Source organism: Actinoplanes sichuanensis, assembly GCF_033097365.1.
GTDB classification, from domain to species: domain Bacteria; phylum Actinomycetota; class Actinomycetes; order Mycobacteriales; family Micromonosporaceae; genus Actinoplanes; species Actinoplanes sichuanensis.
The window spans coordinates 5,155,252-5,179,886 of the sequence record NZ_AP028461.1 but is presented as its reverse complement, the minus strand read 5'-3'; the positions used below and the strand labels follow the sequence as shown (position 1 = coordinate 5,179,886).

The window sequence follows — 24,635 nt, the reverse complement described above, 5'->3', positions numbered from 1 at the left end:
ATGTCTGGCCATATGCGCAAGGTTGCATAGCGTAGTTGGATGATCACGTTCAGGTGATGATCCTCTTGGCCCGGTGCCTTTCATGGATTACGTTCGGGCTGTGCCGTCTACGACACGGGGAGTGGGATTGGTCCGATATCTGCAGCCGCGTGTGGAGGGTGACCTGCGGTCCCTGTTGGACGATCACGCGTGGCTCCACCAGGTCGCCGACGCCCTCGGATCGCCGCTCAACCTGGTGCTGCCGGAGCAGGTGATCGGTAACGTGCAACGGTTCGAGCGGGTGCTCGCGGCCCACCACCTCAGCGGCGGTGTCTACTTCGCACACAAGGCCAACCGGTCGCACGCGCTGGTCCGGGCACTGGCCGGAGCCGGCTGTGGGATCGACGTGGCGTCGCTCGGTGAACTCCAGCACGCGCTCGGTGCCGGCTTCACCCCGGAGCGGATCATGGCGACCGGGCCGAAGAGCCGGGAGTATCTGTGGCTGGCCGCCCGGGCCGGGGTGACGGTCAACGCCGACTCGGTCGCGGAACTGTCCGACCTGGCGGCGATCGTGGTGGCCCACCGGCTGCCCAGGGTGCGGGTGATGGCCCGGCTGTCCGGATTCGCCAACACCGCGGTGCTGTCCCGGGCCAGCCGCTTCGGTATTCCGGCCACCGCCACCGGCCCGCTCTGGGACGTCCTCGGCGAGCATCGTGACCGGCTCGACTTCCTCGGTGTGGCGTACCACCTGGACACCGTCGGCCTGCCGGAGAAGGCGGCTGCGCTGGAGGGCTGCCTGGCCGCCATGGACGAGGCCGGGCGGCGTGGGCTCGACCCGAGGGCGATCGACATCGGCGGCGGCTTCGGGCTGAACTACCTGGCCGACGCGGCCGAGTGGGAGTCCTGGACCACCGAGCACACCGCCGCGGTCCTCGGCCGGCGGCCGTCGCTGACCTGGAACGGGCACGGCTACGGTCTCCGCAACGAGGGCGGCACGGTCCGCGGCGCGCTCAGCGTCTACCCAGCGCATCGCAGCGTCACCGGACCGGACTATCTGGACACCCTGCTGCGCACCGAGTCCACGGTGTACCGGCGGCCGCTGGGCGCGTCGGTGCTCGACCACCTCTACGACCTTCATGTCGAGCCGGGCCGGGCCCTGCTCGACCAGTGCGGTGCCGTGCTGCTGCGGGTGGAGCAGGTGGACGACGACGGGCGGGGCGAGACGCTGGTCCGGGTGGCCGGCAACGGCACCGACGTCGGGTTGGAGCAGCACGGCGTACTGATGGATCCGATTCTCGTGCCCCGGGCGGGGAAGACCCGCGCAGACCCGCAGCCGGCCGGGGTTCATCTGACCGGGAACCTGTGCCTGGAGGCCGACCTGATCACCCGCCGCAAGGTGTTCCTGCCGAGCCTCCCGCAGCGGGGTGACCTGCTGGTGTTCGCGAACACGGCGGGCTACCTGATGGACTTCAGCGCCGGTGGCGCGCTGATGCAGCCCACCGCCCGCACGATCGCCGCCTACCGGGCCGGCGACGCCTGGCGGTGGTGCCTGGACGACGGGTACTGGCCCGTGACGGGTCGTGAGGAGATCGGGTGAGGTACGACAGCGTCACCGACATCATCGGCGGCACGCCCCTGGTGCGCATCGACCCGGCGGTGCACGGGCTCCGCAACATCGACCTGTTCGCGAAGATGGAACTGTTCAACCCGTTCGGCTCGGTCAAGGACCGGGCCGCGTGGAACATGGTGCGCGACCGGCTGCCCGGCGCGGCCGACCGCGGCGAGACCGTGGTCGAGCTGTCCAGCGGCAACACGGCCAAGGCGCTCGCGGTGATCGCCGGCATGCACGGCCTGCCGTTCCGCAGTGTCACCAACCGGATGCGGGTGCCCGAGATCAAGGATCTCCTGCTCCTGCTCGGCGCCCAGATCGACGAGCTGCCCGGCCGGTCGGAGTGCCTGGACCCGACCGACACCGACGATCCGCTGACCCGGATGTACCACGCGGTGTCCGCCGACGGCGCCGGCTACCTGCACACCGACCAGTACTTCAACGACCGCAACGTGCAGGCGCACGTCCAGGGCACCGGGCCGGAGATCATCGCCGACCTGGGTGGGCGGGCGCCCGACTACTTCATCGCCTGCGTCGGCACGGCCGGCTCGTCCAGCGGGGTGGCCCGGGTGCTGCGGGCACACGACCCGACGGTCACCGTGGTCGGGCTGGTGGCCGAGAAATCCGACTTCATCCCCGGCATCCGCGACATCGACGAGGTGCACGAGGTCGGGCTCTTCGATCCGGAGACCTACGACACCATCGAGGCGGTCAGCTCCGACGACGCGATCGACGGGCTTCTCACCCTGGTACGCCGGTGCGGCACCCTGGCCGGTCCGACCGGTGGTGGTGCCTACCAGGGTGCGGTGCGTCACCTGCGTGGTGTCGACGAGGAACTGACCGAGCGGCGGACCGCGGTGTTCATCGTCTGCGACCGGGTCGAGAGCTACATGAGCTACCTGCGCGAGCGCCGTCCCGAGTTGTTCCGGCAGCCGGCCCGGGCCAACTCGGTGCACAGTCTCACCGGCGCCGAACTGGCGGCCGCGCACACCGTCGACGTGGCCGGGGCGCAGGCCTGGATCGACACGGAACGACCGCTGGTGGTGGATCTGCGCAGCCCGTTCGCCTACCGGGCGCTGCACATCGACCGGTCGATCAACATCGTCGACGAGCAGTTCGGCGAGATGCTGCACAGTGGACTGCCGTTCAGTCGGCGGCAGCCGGTGCTGCTGGTCTGCCCGGTGGGGGAGAAGTCCGCCCGGTACGCCGCACTGCTGACCCGGATGGGGCATCCCGACGTGCGGTCCCTGGACGGTGGGGTGATCGCCTGGCGCGACGCCGGCGCGACCCTGGTGCGGGACTGAGTATGGAGGAACTGCGCACCTGGCAGGCGGGGCTGCGGGAGCAGTTTCCGATCATCGTCGGCAACCCGGGCACGGCCTATCTGGACAGTGCCGCCACCGCGCAGAAGCCGCAGGCCGTGCTGGACGCCGTGATCAGTTACCTGACCAGCGAGAACGCCAACGCCGGCCGGGGCACCTACCCGTGGGCGAACCGGACCACCGCGCTCGTCGAGGAGGCCGGGCAGCGGGTCCGCGGCTTTCTCGGCGACCCGGACCCGGACCGCTCCGGGGTGCACTTCGTCAGTGGCACCACCGAGGGGCTGCGGCTGATCGCCCGGGACTGGCTGACGCGCCACCTCCGCGCCGGCGACGAGATCATCGTGCCCGCCGCCGATCACCAGGCGAACGCGCTGCCCTGGCGGGAGGCGGCCGACCAGTCGGCCCGCGAGGGTGTGCCCGTCCGGATCGTGGAGCTGCCCTACGACGCGGCCCACGACTACGACCACCGGGCGCTGCCGTCGCTGGTCACCGACCGGACCCGGTTCATCGCCGTCACGCACGTGCATCACGTCTACGGCGGCGACATGAACATCCACCGGATCCGGGCGGCCGCCGGTCCGGACGTGGTGATCTGCCTGGACGCCGCGCAGGGGGTCGGGCACCTGCCGCTGTCGGTGGCCGATCTCGACGTCGACTTCGTCGTCTTCTCCGGTCATAAGGCGATGGCGTTGCCGGGCACCGGCGCGATCTGGGCCGCCAACCGGCGCGGTGCCCGGTTCGCGCCCGGTGGCTGGGCGGGCACTCCGAACACCAGCGGTATCGTCAGCCTCGCCGCCGCCCTCGACTGGCTGGACAAGGCCGGTGTGGAGCGGATCGCCAGGTGGACCGTCGCGCTGGGCGCCCGCCTCACCGACGCTCTGGCGCGCCTGCCCGCGTACGAGGTGCTCGGTTGTCAGCGCAGTCTCGCGGTGGATTCGCCGGTGCAGCAGCGGCACGGCATCGTCACCTTCCGGCATCGCCGGATCGGTTCCAACGATCTCGGTTTCATCCTGGCCGCAGAGGGCTTCCTGGTCCGGGCCGACGGTCACTGCCAGGCCGAGAAAGGCGAGAAGACGGCATCGGTACGGGTGAGCGTGCACGCCTACAACACGATCGAGGAGATCGACCGCCTGGTCGAGCTGCTGACCCGGCTGGACGCCGAAGGTTGACCGGTTCCGCCTTATTGAAAACGACTTCCGTTAGAGTGGCTCCGTGTCTTCTCCCGCTTTGCCCGTTATCGATCGGGCGACAGTCGACCGCTGGCGAAGCGCCTGGGACGAGGTGATGGCCGGTTTCCTGCCCGGCACGGCGAGCTTCGAGGAGATGCTGCCGACCGTCGCCGAGGCCGTGTGCGGCGGGTGTCCGCGCCGGATCCTCGACCTGGGTGGCGGCCCCGGCGTCTTCGCCGAGCGGATGGCCGCCCGCTGGCCGGGCGCCGACGTGGCGATGATCGACCTGGACCCGGTCCTGCTCGCGCTGGCCCACGTGGCGGCGGGTGACCGGATCCGGGTCCACCGGGGTGACCTGGCCGCCGCGCGGGCCTTGCCGGACGGGCCGTACGACCTGCTCACCATCGTGATGACGATCCATTACCTGGCCCCCGAGCAGGCGCTGGCCCTCTATCGGGCGGCCCGCTCGGTGCTGCGGCCCGGCGGTCTGCTGATCGTCGCCGACCTGATGCCCGAGCCCGGCCTGGACCGGGTGACGGAGTGCCTTCAGCCCGCCGCCGGACCGGCCTGGGTCGGTTGGTGGGACGGGCTGCACGCCGAGGAGTCGTTGCGGCCGCTGCTGGACGAGCGGCGGTCGGTCTTCGCCGACCGGGTGCCCGCCGAGTTCGCGCCGCCCGCCGACTGGCACCGCTCGGCCGCCCTGAGTGCGGGTTTCGGGCAGGCCGGCGTCGTCTGGCGGTGGGGTGCCCACGCCGCTCTCGCCGCCGTGGCCTGACCGCTGCTGAACATATCGTCAGTTTGCGATTAGACGATAAATTTTGACAATGATTATCGTTCCGCCATGAAACAGATCCACCTTCTGGTCTGGACCGCGACTCTCGCCGTACTGGCCGGCTGCGGCTCCGCGGCCGCCGAGCCCGGCGCCTCCGCTCCGGCCGCCACCAAGCTCGCCGTCGTGGCCACCACCCCCGAGGTCGCCGACTTCGTCCGCAACATCGGCGGCGCCGACGTCGACGTCACCCAGATCATCAAACCCAACGTCGACCCCCACGAGTACGAGCCGACGCCCGCCGACCTGCAGGCCATCGCGAGCGCCGAACTGGTCGTGAAGAACGGCGTGGGCCTGGAGGAATGGCTCGACCGCACGATCGAGTCGGCCGGATTCAAGGGCACCGTCGTCGACTCCAGCCAGGGCGTCACCCTGCGCGAGGGCGGCCACCACGAGGAGGAGGCGGAGGGGGAGCACGCCGAGGAGGAGGGCGAGGAGCACGACCCGCACATCTGGCACGACCCGCGCAACGCCGAGATCATGGTGACGAACATCCAGAAGGGACTCGCCGCCGCCGACCCGGCCAAGGCCGACGCGTTCGCCAAGAACCTCACCGCCTACACCGCCGAGCTCGACAAGCTCGACAGCGACAACGCCGCCGCCTGGGCCGAGATCCCGGCCGCCGACCGCAAGCTGGTCACCAACCACGACGCCTTCGGCTACTACATCGCCCGCTACGAACTCGAGTTCGTCGGCTCGGTCATCCCCAGCCTCGACACCTCGGCCGAACTGTCCGCCAAGCAGCTCACCGATCTGGTCGCGAAGATCAAGGCGACCGGAACCAAGGCGATCTTCGCGGAGAGTTCCCTGCCGCCGAAGACCACCGAGGCGATCGCCCAGCAGGCCGGCGTCAAGGTGATCGCGGGCGAGGACGCCCTCTTCGGCGACAGCCTCGGCGCACCGGGTACGCCGGAGGGCACCTACCTCGGCGCCGAGCGCCACAACACGCAGGTCATCGTCGACGCTCTGGCCGGCTGACATGGCGACCGCCGCCCTGCGCCTGACCGGCGTGAACGTGGGCTACCAGGGCCGGCCCGTGGTCACCGGCGTCGACCTCGAACTCAGGTCTGGGCAGCGGCTCGCCCTGGTCGGCCCGAACGGTGCCGGCAAGTCCACCCTGATCAAAGCGGTGCTCGGCCTGGCCGAGATCCTCGCCGGCACCGCCACCGTCCTGGACCGGACACCGGACCGGGCCCGCTCGCACACCGGATACGTGCCGCAGACCGGAAACCTCGACCCGGACTTCCCGATCAGTGTCCGCCAGGTGGTGATGATGGGCCGCTACCGGCGACTCGGCTGGTGGCGGCCGGCCCGCAGCGCCGACCGGCAGGCCGTCGCCGAGGCCCTCGACCGGGTCGGTCTGGCCGACCGGGCCCGGGACCGGTTCGGGCTGCTCTCCGGCGGCCAGCGGCAGCGGGTCCTGCTCGCCCGCGCGATCGTCGCGCGACCCCGGCTGCTGCTGCTCGACGAACCGTTCAACGGCGTCGACGCGGTCAGTCAGGACGCCATCCTCCGGGTGCTGCGCGAACTGTCCGCCGACGGCACCGCCCTGGTGCTCAGCACCCACGACCTCGCCGTCGCCCGGGACCTCGCCGACCTGGTCTGCCTGGTCAACGGCCGGCAGTGGGCGGTGGGCACGCCGGATGAGACCCTCACCGCCGGTCCACTGCGCGAGACGTACGCCCACGCCGCCCTCGACCTGGCCGACGGCCGGATGGTGCTGGTCGAGCCGTGATCGAGCCGTTCGCCGTACCGTTCATGGGTCGTGCCCTCACCGAGATCGCCCTGCTCGCGCTGATCTGCGGGCCGGTCAGCGTGTTCGTCTTCGTCAGGCGACTGTCGTTCGTCTCCGACGCGCTCACCCACACCGTGTTCCCCGGAGTCGTGATCGGGTTCGTCGCCGGCGGCATGGAGGGCCTGTTCGCCGGGGCGCTCGTCGCCGGGCTGCTCACCGCGGTGGTGCTGACCGTGCTGACCCGGTCGGCCCGGCTCACCGACGACGCCGCGACCGCGGTCGTGCTCACCGCGATGTTCTCGATCGGGGTGGTTCTGGTGTCACGGCGTACGTCGTACACCTCCGATCTGACCGCCTTTCTCTTCGGCCGCCTGCTCACCGTGACGCCGCGGCAGATAACCGAGACCGCCGTGCTCGCCGCGGTGATCCTGGTGGCGCTGGCGGTCGGCTCCCGGGCCTGGCTGTTCCGCGCCTTCGACCCGGCCGGGGCCGCCGCGGCCGGACTGCGGATCGGCTGGCTCGACCTGTGGCTCAACGTCCTGATCGCCCTGGTGGTGGTCGCCGCGGTCCGCGCGGTCGGCACGATCCTGGTGGTGGCGCTGCTGGTGGTCCCGGCCGCGGCGGCCCGGATGGTGACCGGCCGCCCCGCGGTGATGGCCGTGGTCGGCGGCGGGCTCGTCCTCGTCGCCGGATACGCCGGGCTGCTGCTGAGCTGGACCGCGTCGCTGCGCTACGGGGTGGCGCTGACCTCCGCCTCCGCCGTCGTCCTGATGCTGGTCCTGGCCTACCTGCTGCTTCTGCCGGTACGCCGCCGGCGTGACCGATCCCTCACCGGAGGTCTGACGTGATCGCTCGTGCCGTGATCGAGGTGGTCCTCGTCGGTGTGCTGACCGGGCTGATCGGCGTGCAGGTGGTGGTGCGGCGGCTGTCGTTCTTCACCATGGCGCTGACCCACGCGACCTTTCCGGGTGTGGTGGCCGCGTCGATCATCGGGGTCAACCTGCTGCTCGGCGGGGTCCTGACCGGTGCGGTCGTGGCTCTGGGGGTGGCCGCGCTGACCCGGCGGCGCGGCCAGGACGCGGCGGCGGCCACCGGGGTGCTGGTGTCCGGCGGGTTCGCGCTGGGCGCCGCTCTGGTGGCCACGCAGAGCGGGTTCAGCCGGGACCTGTCGTCGTTCCTGGTCGGCTCGATCCTGACGGTGACCTCCGCCGACCTGATCGTCACCGCGGGCGTGTTGGTCGTGGTCGCGCTGGTGCTCGGGTTCTGCGCCCGGCCGTTGCTGTATGCGGGCTTCGACCCGGTCGGCGCCCGCGCGGCCGGCCTCCGAGTCGACGGCTGGGACGTGGCGCTCCTGCTGACGATCGTGCTCGTCGTGGTGACCGTGGTGCCCGCGGTGGGCACCATCCTCGCGCTGTCGCTGATCGTCGCCCCGGCGGCGGCCGCCCGCCTGTGGACCGACCGGCTACCGGCGATGACCGGGCTGGCCGTCGTGTTCGGCATCGTCAGTGGGCTGACCGGGCTGTACGTCTCCGCGCGGTGGAACGTGGCGGCGGGCGCGAGCATCTCCCTGGCCGCGACCCTCGTGCTCGTCGGCTCGTGGGGCCTGCGCCGGCTGATCGCTCCCACCTCGGCACAGCTGACCGGATCGGCGGTGCCGGCATGACCATCGACCCGGTGATCCACCCGTCCGACCTCGACCGCGCGGTCCTGGTCCTGCGCGGCATGGCGTACCAGCACCGCCTGCACATCCTGCTGGTCCTGCGCGGGGGCGAGGCGACCCCGGCCGACCTCAACGGGATCGTTCCGGCCCACCCCACCGCGATCGCCCACCACCTGCGCCACCTCACCGACGCCGGCCTGGTCCTGCGCCGCCGCCGGGGTCAGCGCGTCTACTACTCCCTGCCGGACGAGTCGACGGGCCGCCTGATCGACGGCGTCCTCGGCTTCGTCACCGGCGGCGACCGAGACCCACGCTGACCGGCCCGGGTGTCCGGTGCCGTCCGGTCGGCGAGCTCCGGCCGGGCGGCGGTGACCCCGGTCCACCGGTCCGGTCAGACGGCGGTCAGCTCGGCTGCGCCGAACGAGACGGCGAACCGCTTGCACCAGATGCTGACGCTGCGGAACGCGGCCGGGTCGACGCCGGCGTCCAGCCGGTACACCTGGTCGCCGTGGTTGCCCTTGAGTCTGCCCAGCTCCGCGTACTCGCCGTCGTCGAAGACCCGCCACCCGGCGGTGCCGGAACGCACCTGCTGGTCGGACAGCCACACCCGCAGGTCCGGGCCGTCACTGGTGTCCAGTCCGGCGATCTCCAGCTGGTGGCTGCCGTCCGGATTGCGGACCAGTCGGGCCGTACCGCTGGTGTCGTGCTCGTGGGTGATGAACGCCCCTTGCGCGATCACCACCGGGCCGACCTTCGGCGGCGCCTCGGTGGTGCCGGACGGCTGCGGTACGGCGGACGGCGTCGCGGTCGGCACGACGGTCAGAGTGTCGGTCACGACCGTGTCGGTGAACAACCGCCACGGCGCGAACCAGTAGAGCGCCCCCGCGCCGCCGATCCCGAGCACCGCGACGACGATCCAGGTGACAGGTCTGCTGAGAAGTCGGCGAATCACACCTCCGAGTCAACCGGCCCGCGATCGTGATCACTAGGCCGGACCGCTTACGAAACGCTTACGTCAGTGCGGACCCGGACCGTGTCGTACCTGCGCCGTAGGCTGTCCGGTGATGGCTACACGAGGTGTTGAAGGCGCTTACCAGGGAGCGCTCCGGGCGTTTCAGAATCCGATGCTCGCCTTGCTTCACCAGACGCACGCGCCCTTCGTGGTGACGGTGCTGGCGATGGTCTTCACCGCGGAGCGCCCGACCGTCGCGGTGGCCGACGCGCATGCGGAGATCAACGACGCCCTCGACCAGTTGCGGGCGGCCGGCTACGGCGACGAGGACAGCCAGCCGCTGCCGGTGGGCACCGCGCGTGATCTCTGCCGGCAGTGGGTGCAGGCGGGCTGGCTGGTGCGGCAGGTGTCCGACGACGACGCGGAGGTGTATCGGCTTTCGGCGTACGGCGTCGGTGCCCTCGAAGTCGCCGGGCGGGTCGGCGGAGCCCGTACCCGGGTGTCGGAATCGCGGGTCAGAACCCTGCTGGAGGCGATCGAGCGACTGGCGCAGGACGCCGATCCGGACCTGATGTCCAGGATGGTGCGTCTGCACGAGGAGATCCAGCAGCGGCAGAGGGAGCTGACCCGGCTGGAGAAGGGCGGCGCCGTCGAGACGGTCGACGACGAGCAGCTGCTCGAGGCGGCCGAGAACGTGCTGCACCTGGCGCGGGAGCTGCCGGCGGATTTCGCCCGTGTGGCCGAGTCGATCAAAGCCATTCAGCGTGACGTCGTCGCCGAGTTGCGGCACGATGTGCGGCCCACCGGTGAGGTGCTGCGTGAGTACCTCGCGCGTGGCGAGCGGATCCTGGACGCGACACCGGAGGGTCGCGCGTTCGCCGGGGCGCTGCGCCTGATCGGTGACCCGGCGCAGATCGACGGCCTGTGGGGCCAATTGCGTACCGTGCTGCGGCATCGGTTCACCGAGTTGTTGCCGCAGCAGCAGCGGCGCGAGCTGACCGAGATCTCGCGGCGGATCGAGCAGGGGGTCAAGGAGGTGCTGGCCGCCCAGCGGCAGGCGTCGCACGTCATCACCACCCAGGTCCGCAACCACGATCCGATGCGTGACCGTCAGGTCGACGAGCTGCTGCGGGATGTGATGTCGGGCCTGCACCGGTGGGTCCCCGGTTCTCGCCGTGGTGAGGCCGTCGACCCGTTTCGTCGCCTGCCGGTCGCCGACGTCGGGCACCTGCGCCAGCGGATGAGTGACCCGCGGCCGCCGCAGCCACCCGCGCCGCTGCGGGACTGGGACGAGCCGGAGGACGTACCGGCCGCGGACACCCGGGCGTGGGGCGGCCCTCGCTACGCCGACTTGCGGGCCCACCTGGAGAGGTTCGCGGGCGGGGCGGCGAGCGTCGACGTGGTGGCCGCGTTCCGCGCCGCGGACGAGGAGATCCGACGTCCGGTCGATCTGCTCGGTCTGCTGGAGGTCGCCCACGACGCCGGGATGACCGAGACGGCGGAGATCGAAGTGGTCGAGACGGTGCGCCCGGACCGGACCAGGCGACGATTCGCGCTGGGCGGTGTGGTGACGGGGAATCCGAGGAGTGGTGACGATGAGTGAGCCGGACGGGATCGATGTGGGCGAGGCGGCCGGGTTCATCGACCCGGTCTCGATGGAGGAGGATCCCGCCGAGCTGTTCGCCGGCGACGCCGGCACGCTGGACGCGGAGGTACGTCGCGTGCTGGTCCAGCTGCTGCGACGCAAGTTCCTGCTCGCCGAGAAGAATCCGGCGCACTGGCGCACCCTGCTGGAGAACCAGCAGATCATCGAATCGCGGATGCACGACCTGTTCGTCCGCCTCGTGGTCGACCACGACCGGGGTGTCGCCTACAAACAGCAGGTGCGGTCGGTGGAGATGGACGTGCCGATCCTGCTCAAGGACGACCCGTACAACCGGGCCGAGACCCTGGTCCTGGTCCATCTCCGCACGGTCTTCCAACGCGAACGCGGTACCGGTGAGACATCGGCGCGGGTGGACATCGAGGAACTGGAGCAGACCGTGCTGACCTACTTCGACCCGCACGACCACAACCTGGCCCGGCGCCAGCAGGAGGTCCGCAACGCGGTGCCGAGACTGGTCACCGAAGGACTGCTGGCCGAGGAGTCGGCGGGCCGATATCGGATCACCCCGCTGGTGGAGGTCGTACTGAGTACGGAGAAGCTCGCCGAGCTGGACCAGTGGCTGCGCGACCAGAACGAGGTCACCGCGTGAGCATGATCGACACGCTGTTCGGGCTGGTGCCCGCGGCGTCACGGGGCCAGCAGTGGGTGGCGCGTGACCTGCAACTGGTCAACTGGGGTGGCTACGACGGGTACCACCACCTGCGGCTGGCACCGGGCGCGACACTGCTGAGCGGCGGTTCCGGCTCCGGTAAGTCGACGCTGATGGACTCGTACATCGCGTTGCTCATGCCGCACACGACTCCCTTCAACGGGGCGTCCAACGGCGGAGTGGTCGGTCGGCCGAGAGGCAAGGACCAGCGGAACATCCTCTCGTACGCCCGTGGCAAGCTCGACGAGTCGCGTACCGACGGTGAGACGAAGCTGCGGGTGCTGCGTGGCGACGGCCGCGACACCTGGTCGGCCATCGCGATGACCTGGGTGGACCACACCGGCGCCGAGTTCACCGCGCTGCGGGCCTGGTATGTGCCGTCGTCGGCCCGCAACCTGGACGACGTCGTGGCGGTCCGCGCCACCTGTGACCACGCATATCAACTGCGGACGCTGGAAGGCCCGGCGGGCGACAAGTTCGCCCGTACCGACGTCGTGGCAACCGGTTTGACCTGGAGCGACACCGACCGGGAGTTCACCGCACGGCTGCACACCACGCTCGGCATCGGCGCCGCGGGCGACGGACACAAGGCGATCGCGTTGCTCGGCCGGATCCAGGCCGGTCAGCAGATCACCACGGTCGACGCCCTGTACAAGACGATGGTCCTGGAGGAGCCGGCCACGCTGGCCACCGCGGACGCGGTGGTGCAGCAGTTCGACGAGCTGTCCGGCACCCGGACCCGGATGATCACCGCCCGCCGGCAGGTGAAGGCGTTGGCCCCGATCCGCGAACACCGACGCACCATCGACGAGGCGGTGGACCGGCTGCGTGCGATCGACGAGATCGGGTCGTTCACCGATGCGGCGTCGCCGGCCGCGTTGTGGCGCCATCAACGCCGGCTCGACCTGTTGCGCTCGGCCGAGGAGGACCTGGACCAGCGGCACCGTCGGGCCAAGGACGAGTTGGCCGAGACCAGCGCCCTGGTCAAAGCCACCGAGGCGCGACACGACGGGATCGCCGACACCATTCGCGCGTCCGGTGGCGACCGGATGGAGACCGCCCAGCGGGAGATCCGCGTCGTGGAGCAGCGCCTGAGCGACGTCGAACGCACCCGTGAGCGACTGGACCGGGTGCTAGACACGATCGGGGCCTCCGTCTCGACCGGTGACGACTTCGCCGCCCTGGTCGACACCGCCCACCGCTCGCTATCCGATGTGGACGCCCGGCGGACCGCCCAGCAGGTCTACGCCGACGCGATGCTGGAGAAGAAGGAGGCCGATCGAGAGCTGGACGGGCTGCGCGCCGAACACACCGCGGTCAAGACCCGGCGGGGCAACATCCCGACCGATCTGCACGCGGCCCGCGCGGCGTTGGCCGAGGCCGCCGGCCTCAGCCCGGAGGACCTGCCGTTCGTCGGCGAGCTGATCGAGGTACGGACCGAGTTCGAGCCGTGGCGTGAGGCGTTCAACCTGGCGCTCGGCGGTTTCGCCACCCGGATGCTGATCGACATCGGCCGGTTGAACGCGTTCCGCGAGGCGATCAACGCGGTGCCGACCGCGCGGCGCATCCAGTTCGAGGGCGTCCGGACCGGGCAGCGTGACGAGGCTGGACTCGACGGCAAGACGCTGCCCGGCCGGCTCGACTACCGGCCGTCGCCGTTCACCGCCTGGCTCAAAGGCGAGCTCGCCCGACGGTTCGCGTACGTCTGTGTCGACACGCCGAGGCTGCTGCCGCAGTACGCCAAGGCACTCACGATCACCGGTCAGACGTCGGAGGGCGGCCGGGGTGCGCACGGCGGCCACGGGCGGGCCAACGTGCTCGGCTTCAGCAACAGCAGGACGCTCGCCGACATCGAGACCCGGATCGGCCGTGCCCGCGAACGCGTCGAGGCGGCCGCCGCCGGGGTGTCGAGGCAGGAGACGAGCCTCAATTCGATGGAGGCCCGGCGTACGGCGTACCAGACCCTGATCGATCTGTCGTGGAAGCAGGTGGACGTCGACGCGGTCCGGGCCGAACAGCAACGCTGGAACCGGGTCATCGAGGAGATCCGAGCCGGCAATCCGGAGATCGATCAGCTGCAGCACGAACTGGACACCCTCAAGCAGCAGGTCAGAGAACTGACCGAACGTGTCGGCCGGCAGAAGGAGATCGTGAAGGCGGTCGGTGAGTCCTGGGCGTCGACCGTCGACGAGGTGGACAGCGCCCAACTGGCGCTCGACAAGGCCGAGGAGTCGGGAGTCGAGCTCAGCCCGGAACACCGCGACTACCTGGAAACCCTCTTCGACAGCGACACCGACCGCACCGGCCCGGCGGACATGCTCGCCCGGTTCGACGCGGGAGTGAAACGCGCCGCCGAACGGGTCGACACCGACCGGCGATCCGCGACGGAGTCGATCGGCCGGTCGAGGAAGGCGCTGCTCGACACCTTCTCGACCTTCCTCGAACGCTGGCCGAACCCCAACCTCGGCGTCGACCCGGACGCCTCCTACCGCGACTTCGACCATCTGCTCACCGACCTGGAGACCAGCGGCCTGCACGAGCTGGAGACCGAGTGGCGCGACAGCCTGCTCAATCTGTCCGGCAACGACCTGACCGGCCTGGACAGCGAGCTGGCGGCCGCCGTCCGGGAGATCCGCGACCGCATCGACCCGGTCAACCGGATCCTCGCCGACCTACCGTTCGCCGACGACGGACACCGGCTGCGCATCGACCCGCAGGAGAGCCACTCCGCGTCCCGCGCCCGCTTCCGCAAGGAGCTGCGCGACGTCCGCGCCTTCATCGACAAGGCCGAGACCGAGGACGACCGGGAACGTGCCTATCACCGGATGACCAAGGTGATCGACCGGATCCGCCGGACCGCACCCGACTTCGCCGACCTCGTCGACGTGCGTAACCACGTGCGGATCAGTGCGGAGAAGATCGACCTCGACGGTACGCACGTCGCCGTCTACGACCACATCGGTGAGAAGTCCGGCGGTGAGTCGCAGGAGCTCGTCGCGTTCATCGTCGGTGCCGCACTGCGGTACCAGCTGGGCGATGCGGGCGCCACCCGGCCCCGCTATGCCCCGGTCTTCCTGGACGAGGCGTTGATCAAGGCGGATGCGCATTTCACCGGCCGTGCCATCGGCGCGTGGCGCGGACTGGGCTTCCAGTTGGTCATCGGCGCCCCGAACGACAAGCACAGCGCTATCGAACCGCACGTGGACGCCGAGTACGTGATCCTCAAGAACACCCAGGGCCGCTCGTGGGCGAAGCTCCTGGTCGGAGTTCCGGACGCATGAGCGGACTCGTCACCCCGGAAGACGCCGTCGCGGCTGTCCGCGGCAAGCTCAAGGACAACTGGTCGGAGGCCGTGTGCGGGGAGCACTCGGTCTTCTCCGTTCGGCTGCGTCCCGGGGTGCGGACGGGCAGGGCGGTCGAGCAGCTCGGGTACGCCGCCTGGCACGACTGGCACATGCGGTGGCGCGACTTCACCGGTCGGCTTCCCGACGGCGTAGAGGTCGTTCGGGCCGCGGTGACGATCCGGGGAGTCACCGGCGACTACCCGGTGATGCTCACCGCAGACCTGGACGGTGTCGCCGCGCTCCTCGACGGCGCTGAACCACCGATCGTCGACATCGGCCGGGCCCGCACGCGGGCAGCGGCCCTGCACTCCGCCGGCGCCATTCTCACCCCGGCCACACTGCGGGCCGTCTACGACCTCGACGCCAACGACGTGGACGTGCTCGTCAACGCGGTGACCTGGCTACGCGGGCATCCCGACGCCGGGGAGTGGACACTGCGGCAACTTCCGGTGCCCGGGATGCACACCAAATGGCTCGACACACACGGCGGGCTGCTGCGCGACGTCGCCGGACGTGATGTCCGGGACGAGGTCCGCCCCCGGCTGACCGTCGTGCACCTGACCTATGTCGACCCGGGCCATGCTGCGTCGGGTCGGCGCAGGCACGACGCCTGGACCACCGGGGACGTGCACGACCTCGCCTACCGGCCGCGCATCGTCCTCGTCGTCGAGAACCGCGACTCCCGTCTCTGGTTTCCGCCGGTCGACGACACGATCGTGGTCGAGGGAGGTGGCAAGGCCGCCGCCGCCCTCCTCGCGAACGTGCCCTGGATCCGCTCCGCCGAGCATGTCCTCTACTGGGGCGACATCGACGCGGACGGCTACGCGATCCTCGACCGATTCCGTGCCGCCCTCGCCGTGCCCACACCGGACGGGGCACCGGCCAAACCTGTCACCTCCATCCTCATGGAGGCCACCGACCTGCATCGTTACGCCGCGCACGGCGTGAACCACGACAGGGCGGGCCGGCCCATCAAGGCGTCACGGGAGCTCCTACCGAATCTGACCGAGGCCGAGAGCATCGCGTACGCCACCATCGCGACCGCGGGCCCCACCCCGTTCCGCCGCATCGAGCAGGAGGTCATCCCCCTCACCGACGCGGTGACTCGACTACTGCGGATCGTGAAGGGGTAGGGATCAGATCCGGCTCGCCGTGCATTCTTGACGGCGAGCCGGTGAGCGGATGCGATGGTGCGGTGAAGGCCGTCGTTTACACCCGCTATGGCGGGCCGGATGTTCTTCGTCTCGCCGAGATTCCCGCGCCGGTTCCCGATGGCCGGGAGATCCTGATCCGGGTGCACGCGGCGGAGGCGACCAAGTCCGACTGCGAGCTTCGGAGTCTGCGTTTCCCGGTGATGTGGACCCGGCCGATGATGCGGCTCGTGATCGGTGTGCGGCGGCCGCGGCGGCACGTCCTGGGCGGCTATTTCGCCGGTGAGGTGGTGTCGGTGGGGGAGCGGGTCACCCGTTTCGCGGCGGGGGATCAGGTTTACGGTTCGGCCGGCCTGCGGTTGGGGGCCTACGGCGAATATGTGGTCCTTCCCGGGGATGCGGCTCTCGCCGCGAAACCGCGGAACATGACGTACGTCGAAGCCGCCGCGGTTCCGCTCGGCGGGCTCAACGCGTTGCATTTCATGCGGCGGGCACGGATTCAGCCGGGGGAGCAGGTGCTGATCAACGGCGCCGGTGGCAGCATCGGTTCCCACGCCGTTCAGATCGCGCGGGCGATGGGCGGGCACGTCACCGCTGTCGATCACCACATCAAAGAGGATTTGGTACGTCGTCTCGGCGCCACCGATTTCCTTGATTACACCGCCGGCGATGTGACGGACACCGGCCGCCGATTCGACGTCATCTTCGACATGGTCGCCGACAGCCCGTACCGCCGCCTGCTCGGCATGCTGCAACCCGGCGGCCGATATCTGAACGGCAACCCGCGGCTGTCCGTGATGGTTCGCTCCGTGTCGACGAGGAACGTCACGGTGGCCTTCGCGCCGGAGACGCCCGAGGCGTTGACGGCGCTCGCCGAGATGATCGAGGCCGGTCAGATCCACTCGATCGTCGACCGGGTCTATCCGATGGCCGAGGTGGCCGTCGCACACCGCCGGGTCGAGTCCGAGCAACGACTGGGCGCGGTCGTGATCAGCCTCTCCGAGCAGTAGTGTCGGCCGCGGGACGGCTGAGGAAGTCGTGGGCGGTGACCGGGTCGCGGCCGAGGAGTTCACCGAGTAGCGGGTCGACGCCGGCGAAGTCGCCGCGCTGCGCCGCCTGGTGGAAACCGAGCAGGAAACGGGCCATGAACTCCTGCGTCCCACCGGCGATCTGTGCCGCGAGCCACTCGTCCTCGTCGAGGATCCGATATCCGATGGTCCGGCCGGCGACCTCGGACGCGACGACAGCGAGGTCGGCGAGGGTCGGCGCCGAGCCCGCGGTGATCGTGGTCGGGCCGTCATACGCGCCGTTCGAGGCGAGGATGACCGCGGCGGCCTCGGCGGAGTCGTCGCGGGCCGTCCACGACACCGGCCCGTCGCCCGGCACCGCGATGACGCCGGTCTCCCGCCACGGCCCCATCAGCCAGGTGAGACTGTGCAGGTAGAAGCCGTTGCGCAGGGATGTCCAGGCGAGTCCCGACTGGGCGAGCAGCCCTTCGGTGGCGGCGTGATCACGGCCGGGTTTGAAGGGTGTGTCGAGCTTCGCGTTCTGATGGCTGGTGTAGAGGACACGACCGACTCCGGTGGTGACGGCCGCGTCGATCGCGGTGCGATGCAGGGCGACCGCGTCGGCGCCCGGATCGTTCGACGACACCAGCAGCAGCTGGTCGGCGCCCTCGAAGGCGGCGGTAAGCGAATCCGGATCGGCGTAGTCGCCGTATCGCACGGTCACCCCGCGCTCGACGAACCGCTGGGCTCTGGTGACGTCGCGGGCGACGACGGTGATCTCGGTGGCGGGCACCCGGTCGAGGAGGTGGTCGACGGTGGCGCCGTTGAGGCCACCCGTGGCCCCGGTGATGACGATCATGCGAATCTCTCCCTGCTATCGCCGATAACAAACAAACGTTAACACCGGAATCTCAGCGATAGCAATCCGCCGCTAACATCGGAAACGTGAAGGAGCCCACCCGCGACGCCGTCCGTTCCCGCCTGGTCGAGGTGGCCGCCCACCTGCTCGCCACCGAGGGGCCGGACGCGGTGACCACCCGTTCCGTCGCGCTGGCCGCGGGCGTTCAGGCGCCGACCATCTACCGCCTCTTCGGTGACAAGAACGGCCTGCTCGACGCGGTCGCCGAGCACGGGTTCGCGACCTACACGGCCCAGAAACCACCTGTCGACGCCGACACCGACCCGGTCGAGGGACTGCGTTCCGGCTGGCACCTGCACGTCGGTTTCGGCCTGGCCAACCCGGCCCTGTTCCGCCTCATGCACACGGCGAAACGCACCCCGGAGGGCCAGGCCACCGTCGACTCCGGCACCGAGGTCCTCCGGCAGCGGGTGCGGCGAGTCGCCCGCGCCGGCCGCCTGCGTGTGCCCGAGCGCCGCGCCGTCGACCTCATCCACGCGGCTGGTGTCGGGGTCGTGTTCGCCCTCATCGACCAGCCCGACGACGAACGCGACGGCACCCTGGCCGACCTCGCCTGGGACTCGGTCTGCGCAGCCGTCCTCACCGATGAGCAAGCCTCCGGCATTGGCGGCCCGGCCGCGGCGGCGGTGACCCTGCGTGCCGCCCTACCCGACGTCACAACCCTCACGACCAGCGAGATCGCCCTGCTCGCCGACTGGCTGGACCGCATCGCGGAAGCCACCTGACGTCGCGGAAGCCACCTGACGGACCGCAGCCGTGCGCGGAAGGCCGCGGTCCGTCCGTCGTTACGGGAGCTTGTCGCCGATCAGGGCCAGGCACTGGATGGCGGCCAGGCCGTACTGGGCTGACGCGTTGGTCGAGAAGCCCGCCTCGTCGATCGGCTTCAGCACCGCCGGACCGGCGACGCGGGTGACGGCCCAGTTCTGGTTGCGGGGATATCCGGCGTGGCCGGTGTAGAACTCCTGCCACGCGCGGGCGGCCAGGGTCGGGTCGCCGAGTTTCGCGGCGGCGTACGCGGTGAGCCGGGCGTGCGCCTGCCGGAGGTTCTGGCTGCCGAACGCCACCCCGGTCTCGGCCTGCTGCTCGGCGGCGGTGCCGTTGTAGAGGCGGCAGTACTGCAGCCAGGCGTCGGTGAAGTCGGCGTCGCCGGTCAGGGCGATGATCTCGCTGCACACCTCGACCAGCCCGAAGACCGCCTGCAACGAGCCGACACCGACCTTCGGCACGTCCGGGTTGAACGTCACGGTGTCCAGGTCGATGAACCCGCCACCCTGGATGAACCCGTTCGGCAGCGCGGCCAGACTGCGGGCACTGTCGAGCAGTTTGCGGCGGGCGTCGGGGCTGCCGGTGCGCTCCCACTCGGTGAGCCAGGCCAGCGCCAGCGCACCCCAGTCGGTGCCGGTCGAGATGCCCAGAGCGTGCGGATCCGGCGTGTACGGCTCGGTGCGGATCTTGCGACTGGGGTCGAGGACCAGGAAGGTGCGTTCCGAGTCGTACAGGTCGTGCAGCAGGTCGCCGACCCGCTCGTCGGCGGTCAGGAAGTAGTGGAACCGCTTGTAGCCGGCGTTGCTGATCCGGGTCTGTTTGGCGCTGTCGGCCCAGTGCTGGACGCCGTGGCGCGTACCCAGATCGCGGTATCTTCCGAGGTGGTAGGCGTCGACTTCGGACGTGTGGCGGGTCATCGCCTCGGCGAAGCGGAACGCGTCGGGGCGGCCGGTGCGCAGGTAGTGGTACCAGAGCCACAGGTCGGTGGAGAGTTCGGAATTGTCCCAGGCGTAGCCGCCGACGTCGTAGCGCCACACGTGCCGGTCGCCGTCGTAGCTGTGCATGATGTCGCCGTAGTCCCAGAAGCCGTACCAGGAACGCTGGTCGACCTGCCCGTGGTGGTAGGCGAACAGGGCGTCGAGTCGGTCCTCGATCTCGGCGCGGGCCGGGGTGGACCGGTCGACCGGGCTCCAGTCGCCGAAGACCCCGGCCGCGTGCAGGTGCGCGGGCGGTGCGGTCAACAGCGGCGGCGTCCGCACGGCGTCGGTCAGCGAGGCCAGTCGCGAGGCCGGCGGGGTGCCGTCCAAAACCCAGATCATCAACTCGGTGGTACGGGCGACGCCGTACGGTGATCCGAAGCCGGGTTCGTAGTCCTCGTAGGTGATCTCCAAGCCTTCCAGCTGTTCGGGGTAGGTGTCCTGGCCCATGCCGTCGTGGTAGAAGCGCAGGTCCATCGGTTTCGCCCGTGGCGACCACCACCACACGGTCACCTCCGCCTCCGGCCCGGCCGCGCCCCGGATGTCGAGTTGGGTGGGGTGCAGTTGCCAGAAGTCGCGCATCCCGAAGGCGCAGCCCCGATCGGGTCCGCCGACATAGCCGAGGCCACCGGCGCGGGTGCCGCCGTCGACCGGGATCCAGCCGTGTCCGGTACCGGTGCGTTTGCTGATCTGGAAGCCGTCGGCGCTGAGTTGGCTGAGCGTGTAGTCACCGAACGTCGGGATGTACTGCAGGCGGGAGGTGACCCGACTGTCCCAGGTGGCGGTCGGTGGGGTGGTCTGGCCGGCGATCTGTGCCGCGCGGACGGCGGTGCCCGGGTCGCGCCGGAGGCCGGTGATGCCGCGTACCGCCTCGCCCATGATCCCGTCGTCGGCACCCGCGAAGCGGATGTGCCGATCGTGTGGTTCGCCGCTCATCGCCACTCGGAACCGCAGGCCGAGCCCGGCGATGAAATCCCGGTTCGGGTCGCCGTCGAAGGTGAACGAGTGGACCGCCCGGATACCGTCGGATCCGGCGTAGAAGTAGAACCGGATGCTGTACGGCAGCCAGCGGCGGCGCTGGTCCCGGTGGTTCCCGTCGACCCGGACGACGGCGCGGACCGATCCGGTCTGCTCGACGGTGACCTTCTCGACGGCGCTCTCGAACCGGGTGGTGCGGATCGTGCCGGTGTCGTCGTCGCCGGGGGAGTCGCGGCGCAGGCAGACCAGTTCGGCTGCGCGGACCACGGTGCTGCCGGCTCGGGTGATGGCGGAGATCAGTTCGGTGCCGTGACGGGGGAGTACACAGCGGACGGCGCCGGTGTCGACCTCGACGCGGTCTCGGCGGTCGGTGACCCGGACGGCGATGGCGGGAGCGGTCGGAGTGCCGGGAGTGAGCCGGTATCCGGCGGCGGCCGGGATCTCGGGGCCGGTGGCGTGGGCGGTCCATTTGAGGGTGCCGTCGGGCCAGTAGCCGGTGGCCCAGGTCTGTACCGGCACGCCGGTGCCGTCGGCGGTGGTCAGGGCGAAGGTCTGGTCCCTGGTGAACCGGCCGCGCGGCCAGGGGACGCCGAACGTGGTGCCGGCCGCCAGGGCGGCGGGGATGGTGCCGTCCACCCAGGTCAGCGTGGTGCCGTCGGATCCGGTGACCGCCGCGGCCGCGGCTGGGGTGGGGTCGAGGAGGTAGGCGGCGGCGCCGGTGGCGGCGGTACCGCGCAGCAGGGTACGGCGGGACAGGGGCATGACGGTTCCCATCAGGACGCTGTGGATTCCATCGGTAAAACGTTTTAAGATCTGCGATCGGAACACGGGATATCGACACCTGTCAAGGTGGGGGGATACGTTTTAACAATGCGCCTGCCTTCCGAGGATCGTGACCTGTCGCCGCTGACCGGCTGGACCCGCGCGCACTGGGAGGCGGTCGCCGATCACCTGCTCACCTCGGTCGAGCCGTACGCCACCGACGGCTTCGCCCAGTACCGGCTGCCCGGACCGGCGTCCCGGGCCGGAGTGGTCAGCGACGGGTTGGAGGGCTTCGCCCGTACGTTCCTGCTCGCCGCCTTCCGGATCGCCGGAGCGAACGGGTCGGCGCCCGGCGCGCTGCTCGACCGCTACGCCGAAGGGCTGATCGCCGGGACCGACTCCGGCCACCGGTACGCCTGGCCGGCACTGACCGACATGTCGCAGCCCATCGTCGAGGCGGCGAGCATCGCCATCGCCCTGCACGAGACCCGGCCCTGGCTGTACGACCGGCTCGCCCCCGACCGTCAGGAACGCATCGTCGACTGGCTGGCCGGCATCATCGGTAAACGCACACCGGACAGTAACTGGGTGCTGTTCCGGGTGATCGTCGAACAGTTCCTCGCCTCGGTCGGCGGCCCGCACGAGCCCGCCGAGATCCACGGCGGCCTGCAGCGGATCGAAGACTGGTACACCGGCGACGGCTGGTACTCCGATGGGCCGGGACAGAACTTCGACTACTACACCGGGTGGGCGCTGCACCTGTATCCGGTGCTGTGGGCGCGGATGGCCGACCGCACCGGCCCGTACGCCGCCCGGCTGTCCGAGTTCCTCGACGATTACCAGCACTTCTTCGCCGCCGACGGAAGCCCGGTCTTCCAGGGCCGGTCGCTGACCTACCGGTTCGCCACCGTCGCCCCGCTGTGGCTGGGTGCGCTGGTCGACGCCACCCCACTGCCGCCCGGGCGGACCCGTCGGATCGCCTCCGGGGCCCTCCGGCATTTCCTGGAGCGCGGCGCGATCGACGGCCGTGGCCTGCTGACTCTGGGTTGGCACGGGCCGTTCCGGCCGATGGTCCAGTCGTATTCGGGGCCGGCTTCGCCGTACTGGGCGTCGAAGGCCTTTCTCGGTCTTCTGCTGCCGCCGGAACACCCGGTCTGGACCGCACCCGAGGAACCCGCCGCGATCGACACCGGCGATGTCACGGTAGCGCTGCCCGGGCCCGGCTGGCTGCTGTCCGGCACCCGCGCCGACGGGGTGGTCCGGCTGATCAACCACGGCAGCGACCGGGCCGCGAAGACACCGCCGGACGGGCCGCCCGACCCGCTGTACACCCGGTTCGCGTACAGCACACACACCGCCCCGCAGTTCGGCGAGACTCCGCCGGACATCGTCGAGCGGCGACACGTCGAGCGGATCGCCAGGGGCACCTCACGCCACGGTGACGCGCTGGTCCAGGTGGTCACCACCTCGGTCGTCGACGGCACCACCGAGGTCCGGATCCACGAGGTCACCGCCCCGGCCGGGCACCTCGTGCGGGTCAGCGGCCACGCCCTCGCCGACACCCGGCCACCCACCCGCGAAGTCACCGCGACCTCGGCCAAGGTCACCCGTGCCGACGGACTCGGCAGCAGCGTGACCGGGCTGATCGGGTTCACCGGGGCCGGTGTCGACGACCGGACCGGTGCCGACCCGTTCGGCCCCTGCTCGGCCACCCCGTTCCTGACCGCCCGGCATCCCGGCGGCACCCGCGACTACGTCTTCCTGGTCGTCCTCGGGGCCGACCATGTAACCGGTTAAACTTCCCGCACCCCGACCTCCTGAACGGAGATCCCATGCCACGGGCCAGCGCCCCCGAACCCGCGTCGCGCCGGGTCACCATCCGCGACGTCGCGGCCCGCGCCGGCGTCTCGATCGCCACCGTCTCCCGGATCCTCGGCGGCACCTACCCGCCCGCCCCGGCCACCCGTAACAAGGTGATGCGCGCGGTCCGCGAGCTGGACTACGTGGCCAACCCGCACGCCCGCGCGCTGACCGGGGCGACCAGCAAGACGATCGCGATAGTGCTCAACTCGGTGGTGTCGCCGTATTACGCGCACGTCGCCCAGGGTGTGCAGGCCGAGGCGGCCAAGCACGACCGGCTCTGCCTGATCGGCACCACCGGCGGCGACGCAGACCGCGAGCTGGCCACCGTGCGGCTGATGCGCGAGGAGGGCGCCGACGCGGTCATCCTGGTCGGCAACGTCGTCGACGACGAGGACTACAAGACCCGGATGAGCGAGTACGCCCACGCGCTCGCCGCCGCCGGCTCCCTGCTGGTGCTCTGTGGCCGCCCCCCGCTGGGCGCCGATGTCCCGTCCGTCGGTGTCGAGTTCGACAATGTGGGCGGCGCCCGCGCGGCGACCAGCCACCTGCTGTCGGCGGGCCACGAGCGGATCCTGTATCTGGCCCACCGGGCCGGGTACACCACCTCGGAGGGCCGGATCGCCGGTTACCGCGAGGCGCTGGCCGCGTTCGGTGTCCCGCACGACCCGTCGCTGGAGGTCGAGGGCACTCTCGAACGCACCGAGGGCTACCGCCTGATGAAACGCCGCCTGGCCGCCGGCCCACCCGACTTCACCGCCGTCTTCGCCGCCAACGACCTGGTCGCGGCGGGCGCGTTGCGGGCGCTGAAAGAGCACGGGCTGCGGGTCCCCGACGACATCTCCCTGATGGGGTACGACGACCTGCCCCCGGCCGAGGACATCGACCTGACCACGGTCCACGTACCCCACGACGAGCTGGGCCGGACCGCCGCCCGCCTGGCCTTCGAACGAGGCGAGAACACCACCGGCCACGTCATGCTCGGCACCCACATCGTCGTCCGCGACTCGGTCCGCCCCGCCGTCCGCCGCCGCTGAACGCGGCCGCCGGCATGGAACACCCGTGGTGAGCGCCGGTACCGCCCCCGCGTGAACCGTCGGGTCGTCGCGGGCCCGGACCCGTTGAGTCGAATGTGTGCCGTCGGCGTAGCGCGGATGACGGATCGTTGGAAAGCTGGATCCCTGATCGTGCGACTCTGGGGATGGCTGGCTTGATCGGGCTCAGCGGCCAGGATGGGCGTGTTCGACTGTCGTTGTCCGAGCTCCGGATTCTGGAGCCGGTGCGGCCGGGGGCCGGATTCCG

General features: G+C 70.6%; 20 protein-coding genes. 17 read left to right on the top strand and 3 right to left on the bottom strand.

What is annotated here, in order from left to right; genetic code table 11:
- The first annotated feature begins 121 nt into the window (after window positions 1-121).
- The 9 genes from Q0Z83_RS23840 (at window position 122) to Q0Z83_RS23800 (ending at window position 8,620) form a co-directional block, all read left to right on the top strand.
- Window positions 122-1,576 carry a type III PLP-dependent enzyme domain-containing protein gene (locus Q0Z83_RS23840; RefSeq protein WP_317796196.1) on the top strand — a complete coding sequence of 485 codons (1,455 nt, stop codon included), beginning with the start codon at window positions 122-124 and terminating at the stop codon, window positions 1,574-1,576.
- Window positions 1,573-2,892, top strand: a complete 1,320-nt coding sequence (locus tag Q0Z83_RS23835) for a pyridoxal-phosphate dependent enzyme (protein WP_317796195.1) — start codon at window positions 1,573-1,575, stop codon at window positions 2,890-2,892. Before Q0Z83_RS23840 ends, Q0Z83_RS23835 begins: the two co-directional genes overlap by 4 nt.
- A gap of 2 nt (window positions 2,893-2,894) precedes the next feature.
- On the top strand, window positions 2,895-4,079 hold the full coding sequence (locus Q0Z83_RS23830; RefSeq protein ID WP_317796194.1) for an aminotransferase class V-fold PLP-dependent enzyme: 1,185 nt from the start codon (window positions 2,895-2,897) through the stop codon (window positions 4,077-4,079).
- A gap of 43 nt (window positions 4,080-4,122) precedes the next feature.
- Window positions 4,123-4,854 (top strand): class I SAM-dependent methyltransferase, encoded by a 732-nt coding sequence (locus tag Q0Z83_RS23825; protein ID WP_317796193.1) that lies wholly within the window; start codon window positions 4,123-4,125, stop codon window positions 4,852-4,854.
- A 66-nt stretch (window positions 4,855-4,920) separates the two neighbouring features.
- On the top strand, window positions 4,921-5,886 hold the full coding sequence (locus tag Q0Z83_RS23820) for a metal ABC transporter substrate-binding protein (RefSeq protein WP_317796192.1): 966 nt from the start codon (window positions 4,921-4,923) through the stop codon (window positions 5,884-5,886).
- A 1-nt stretch (window position 5,887) separates the two neighbouring features.
- Window positions 5,888-6,643: a metal ABC transporter ATP-binding protein gene (locus tag Q0Z83_RS23815; RefSeq protein WP_317796191.1), complete on the top strand. Its 756-nt coding sequence runs from the start codon at window positions 5,888-5,890 to the stop codon at window positions 6,641-6,643.
- Window positions 6,640-7,491, top strand: coding sequence for a metal ABC transporter permease (locus Q0Z83_RS23810; RefSeq protein ID WP_317796190.1), 852 nt, complete (start codon window positions 6,640-6,642; stop codon window positions 7,489-7,491). The genes Q0Z83_RS23815 and Q0Z83_RS23810 overlap by 4 nt, the downstream gene beginning before the upstream one ends.
- Window positions 7,488-8,306, top strand: coding sequence for a metal ABC transporter permease (locus Q0Z83_RS23805; RefSeq protein ID WP_317796189.1), 819 nt, complete (start codon window positions 7,488-7,490; stop codon window positions 8,304-8,306). The genes Q0Z83_RS23810 and Q0Z83_RS23805 overlap by 4 nt, the downstream gene beginning before the upstream one ends.
- A complete protein-coding gene (locus Q0Z83_RS23800) occupies window positions 8,303-8,620 on the top strand; it encodes an ArsR/SmtB family transcription factor (protein WP_317796188.1) in 318 nt (105 codons plus the stop codon). Before Q0Z83_RS23805 ends, Q0Z83_RS23800 begins: the two co-directional genes overlap by 4 nt.
- 74 nt (window positions 8,621-8,694) lie before the next feature.
- Here Q0Z83_RS23800 and Q0Z83_RS23795 read toward each other — a convergent pair whose 3' ends face one another.
- The gene (locus tag Q0Z83_RS23795) at window positions 8,695-9,255 is read right to left on the bottom strand and encodes a DM13 domain-containing protein (protein ID WP_317796187.1); all 561 of its coding nucleotides are present in this window, start codon (window positions 9,253-9,255) and stop codon (window positions 8,695-8,697) included.
- Window positions 9,256-9,367: 112 nt separating this feature from the next.
- On the opposite strand from Q0Z83_RS23795, the gene Q0Z83_RS23790 reads away from it, so the two are divergent.
- The 5 genes from Q0Z83_RS23790 to Q0Z83_RS23770 all read left to right on the top strand — a co-directional run bounded on the left by Q0Z83_RS23790 (window position 9,368) and on the right by Q0Z83_RS23770 (window position 17,075).
- Window positions 9,368-10,858, top strand: coding sequence for a DUF3375 domain-containing protein (locus Q0Z83_RS23790; RefSeq protein ID WP_317796186.1), 1,491 nt, complete (start codon window positions 9,368-9,370; stop codon window positions 10,856-10,858).
- The gene (locus Q0Z83_RS23785) at window positions 10,851-11,510 is read left to right on the top strand and encodes a DUF4194 domain-containing protein (protein WP_317796185.1); all 660 of its coding nucleotides are present in this window, start codon (window positions 10,851-10,853) and stop codon (window positions 11,508-11,510) included. Before Q0Z83_RS23790 ends, Q0Z83_RS23785 begins: the two co-directional genes overlap by 8 nt.
- Before the next feature lie 2 nt (window positions 11,511-11,512).
- Window positions 11,513-14,851 carry an ATP-binding protein gene (locus tag Q0Z83_RS23780; protein ID WP_317797123.1) on the top strand — a complete coding sequence of 1,113 codons (3,339 nt, stop codon included), beginning with the start codon at window positions 11,513-11,515 and terminating at the stop codon, window positions 14,849-14,851.
- Entirely contained in the window at window positions 14,848-16,047 is a 1,200-nt protein-coding gene (locus tag Q0Z83_RS23775) for a Wadjet anti-phage system protein JetD domain-containing protein (RefSeq protein ID WP_317796184.1), read from the top strand. The genes Q0Z83_RS23780 and Q0Z83_RS23775 overlap by 4 nt, the downstream gene beginning before the upstream one ends.
- 62 nt (window positions 16,048-16,109) lie before the next feature.
- Window positions 16,110-17,075: an NAD(P)-dependent alcohol dehydrogenase gene (locus Q0Z83_RS23770; protein ID WP_317796183.1), complete on the top strand. Its 966-nt coding sequence runs from the start codon at window positions 16,110-16,112 to the stop codon at window positions 17,073-17,075.
- Here Q0Z83_RS23770 and Q0Z83_RS23765 read toward each other — a convergent pair.
- Window positions 17,056-17,931 carry an SDR family oxidoreductase gene (locus Q0Z83_RS23765; protein ID WP_317796182.1) on the bottom strand — a complete coding sequence of 292 codons (876 nt, stop codon included), beginning with the start codon at window positions 17,929-17,931 and terminating at the stop codon, window positions 17,056-17,058. The two genes, Q0Z83_RS23770 and Q0Z83_RS23765, sit on opposite strands and share 20 nt — an antisense overlap.
- A gap of 86 nt (window positions 17,932-18,017) precedes the next feature.
- Here Q0Z83_RS23765 and Q0Z83_RS23760 point away from each other — a divergent pair, with 86 nt between their 5' ends.
- Window positions 18,018-18,716, top strand: coding sequence for a TetR/AcrR family transcriptional regulator (locus Q0Z83_RS23760; RefSeq protein WP_317796181.1), 699 nt, complete (start codon window positions 18,018-18,020; stop codon window positions 18,714-18,716).
- 60 nt (window positions 18,717-18,776) lie between these two features.
- On the opposite strand, the gene Q0Z83_RS23755 is transcribed toward Q0Z83_RS23760, so the two are convergent.
- On the bottom strand, window positions 18,777-21,485 hold the full coding sequence (locus Q0Z83_RS23755) for an exo-rhamnogalacturonan lyase family protein (protein WP_317796180.1): 2,709 nt from the start codon (window positions 21,483-21,485) through the stop codon (window positions 18,777-18,779).
- A 96-nt stretch (window positions 21,486-21,581) separates the two neighbouring features.
- Here Q0Z83_RS23755 and Q0Z83_RS23750 point away from each other — a divergent pair, with 96 nt between their 5' ends.
- A complete protein-coding gene (locus tag Q0Z83_RS23750) occupies window positions 21,582-23,270 on the top strand; it encodes a DUF2264 domain-containing protein (RefSeq protein ID WP_317796179.1) in 1,689 nt (562 codons plus the stop codon).
- A 35-nt stretch (window positions 23,271-23,305) separates the two neighbouring features.
- On the top strand, window positions 23,306-24,370 hold the full coding sequence (locus Q0Z83_RS23745) for a LacI family DNA-binding transcriptional regulator (protein ID WP_317796178.1): 1,065 nt from the start codon (window positions 23,306-23,308) through the stop codon (window positions 24,368-24,370).
- Window positions 24,371-24,635 lie beyond the last annotated feature (265 nt).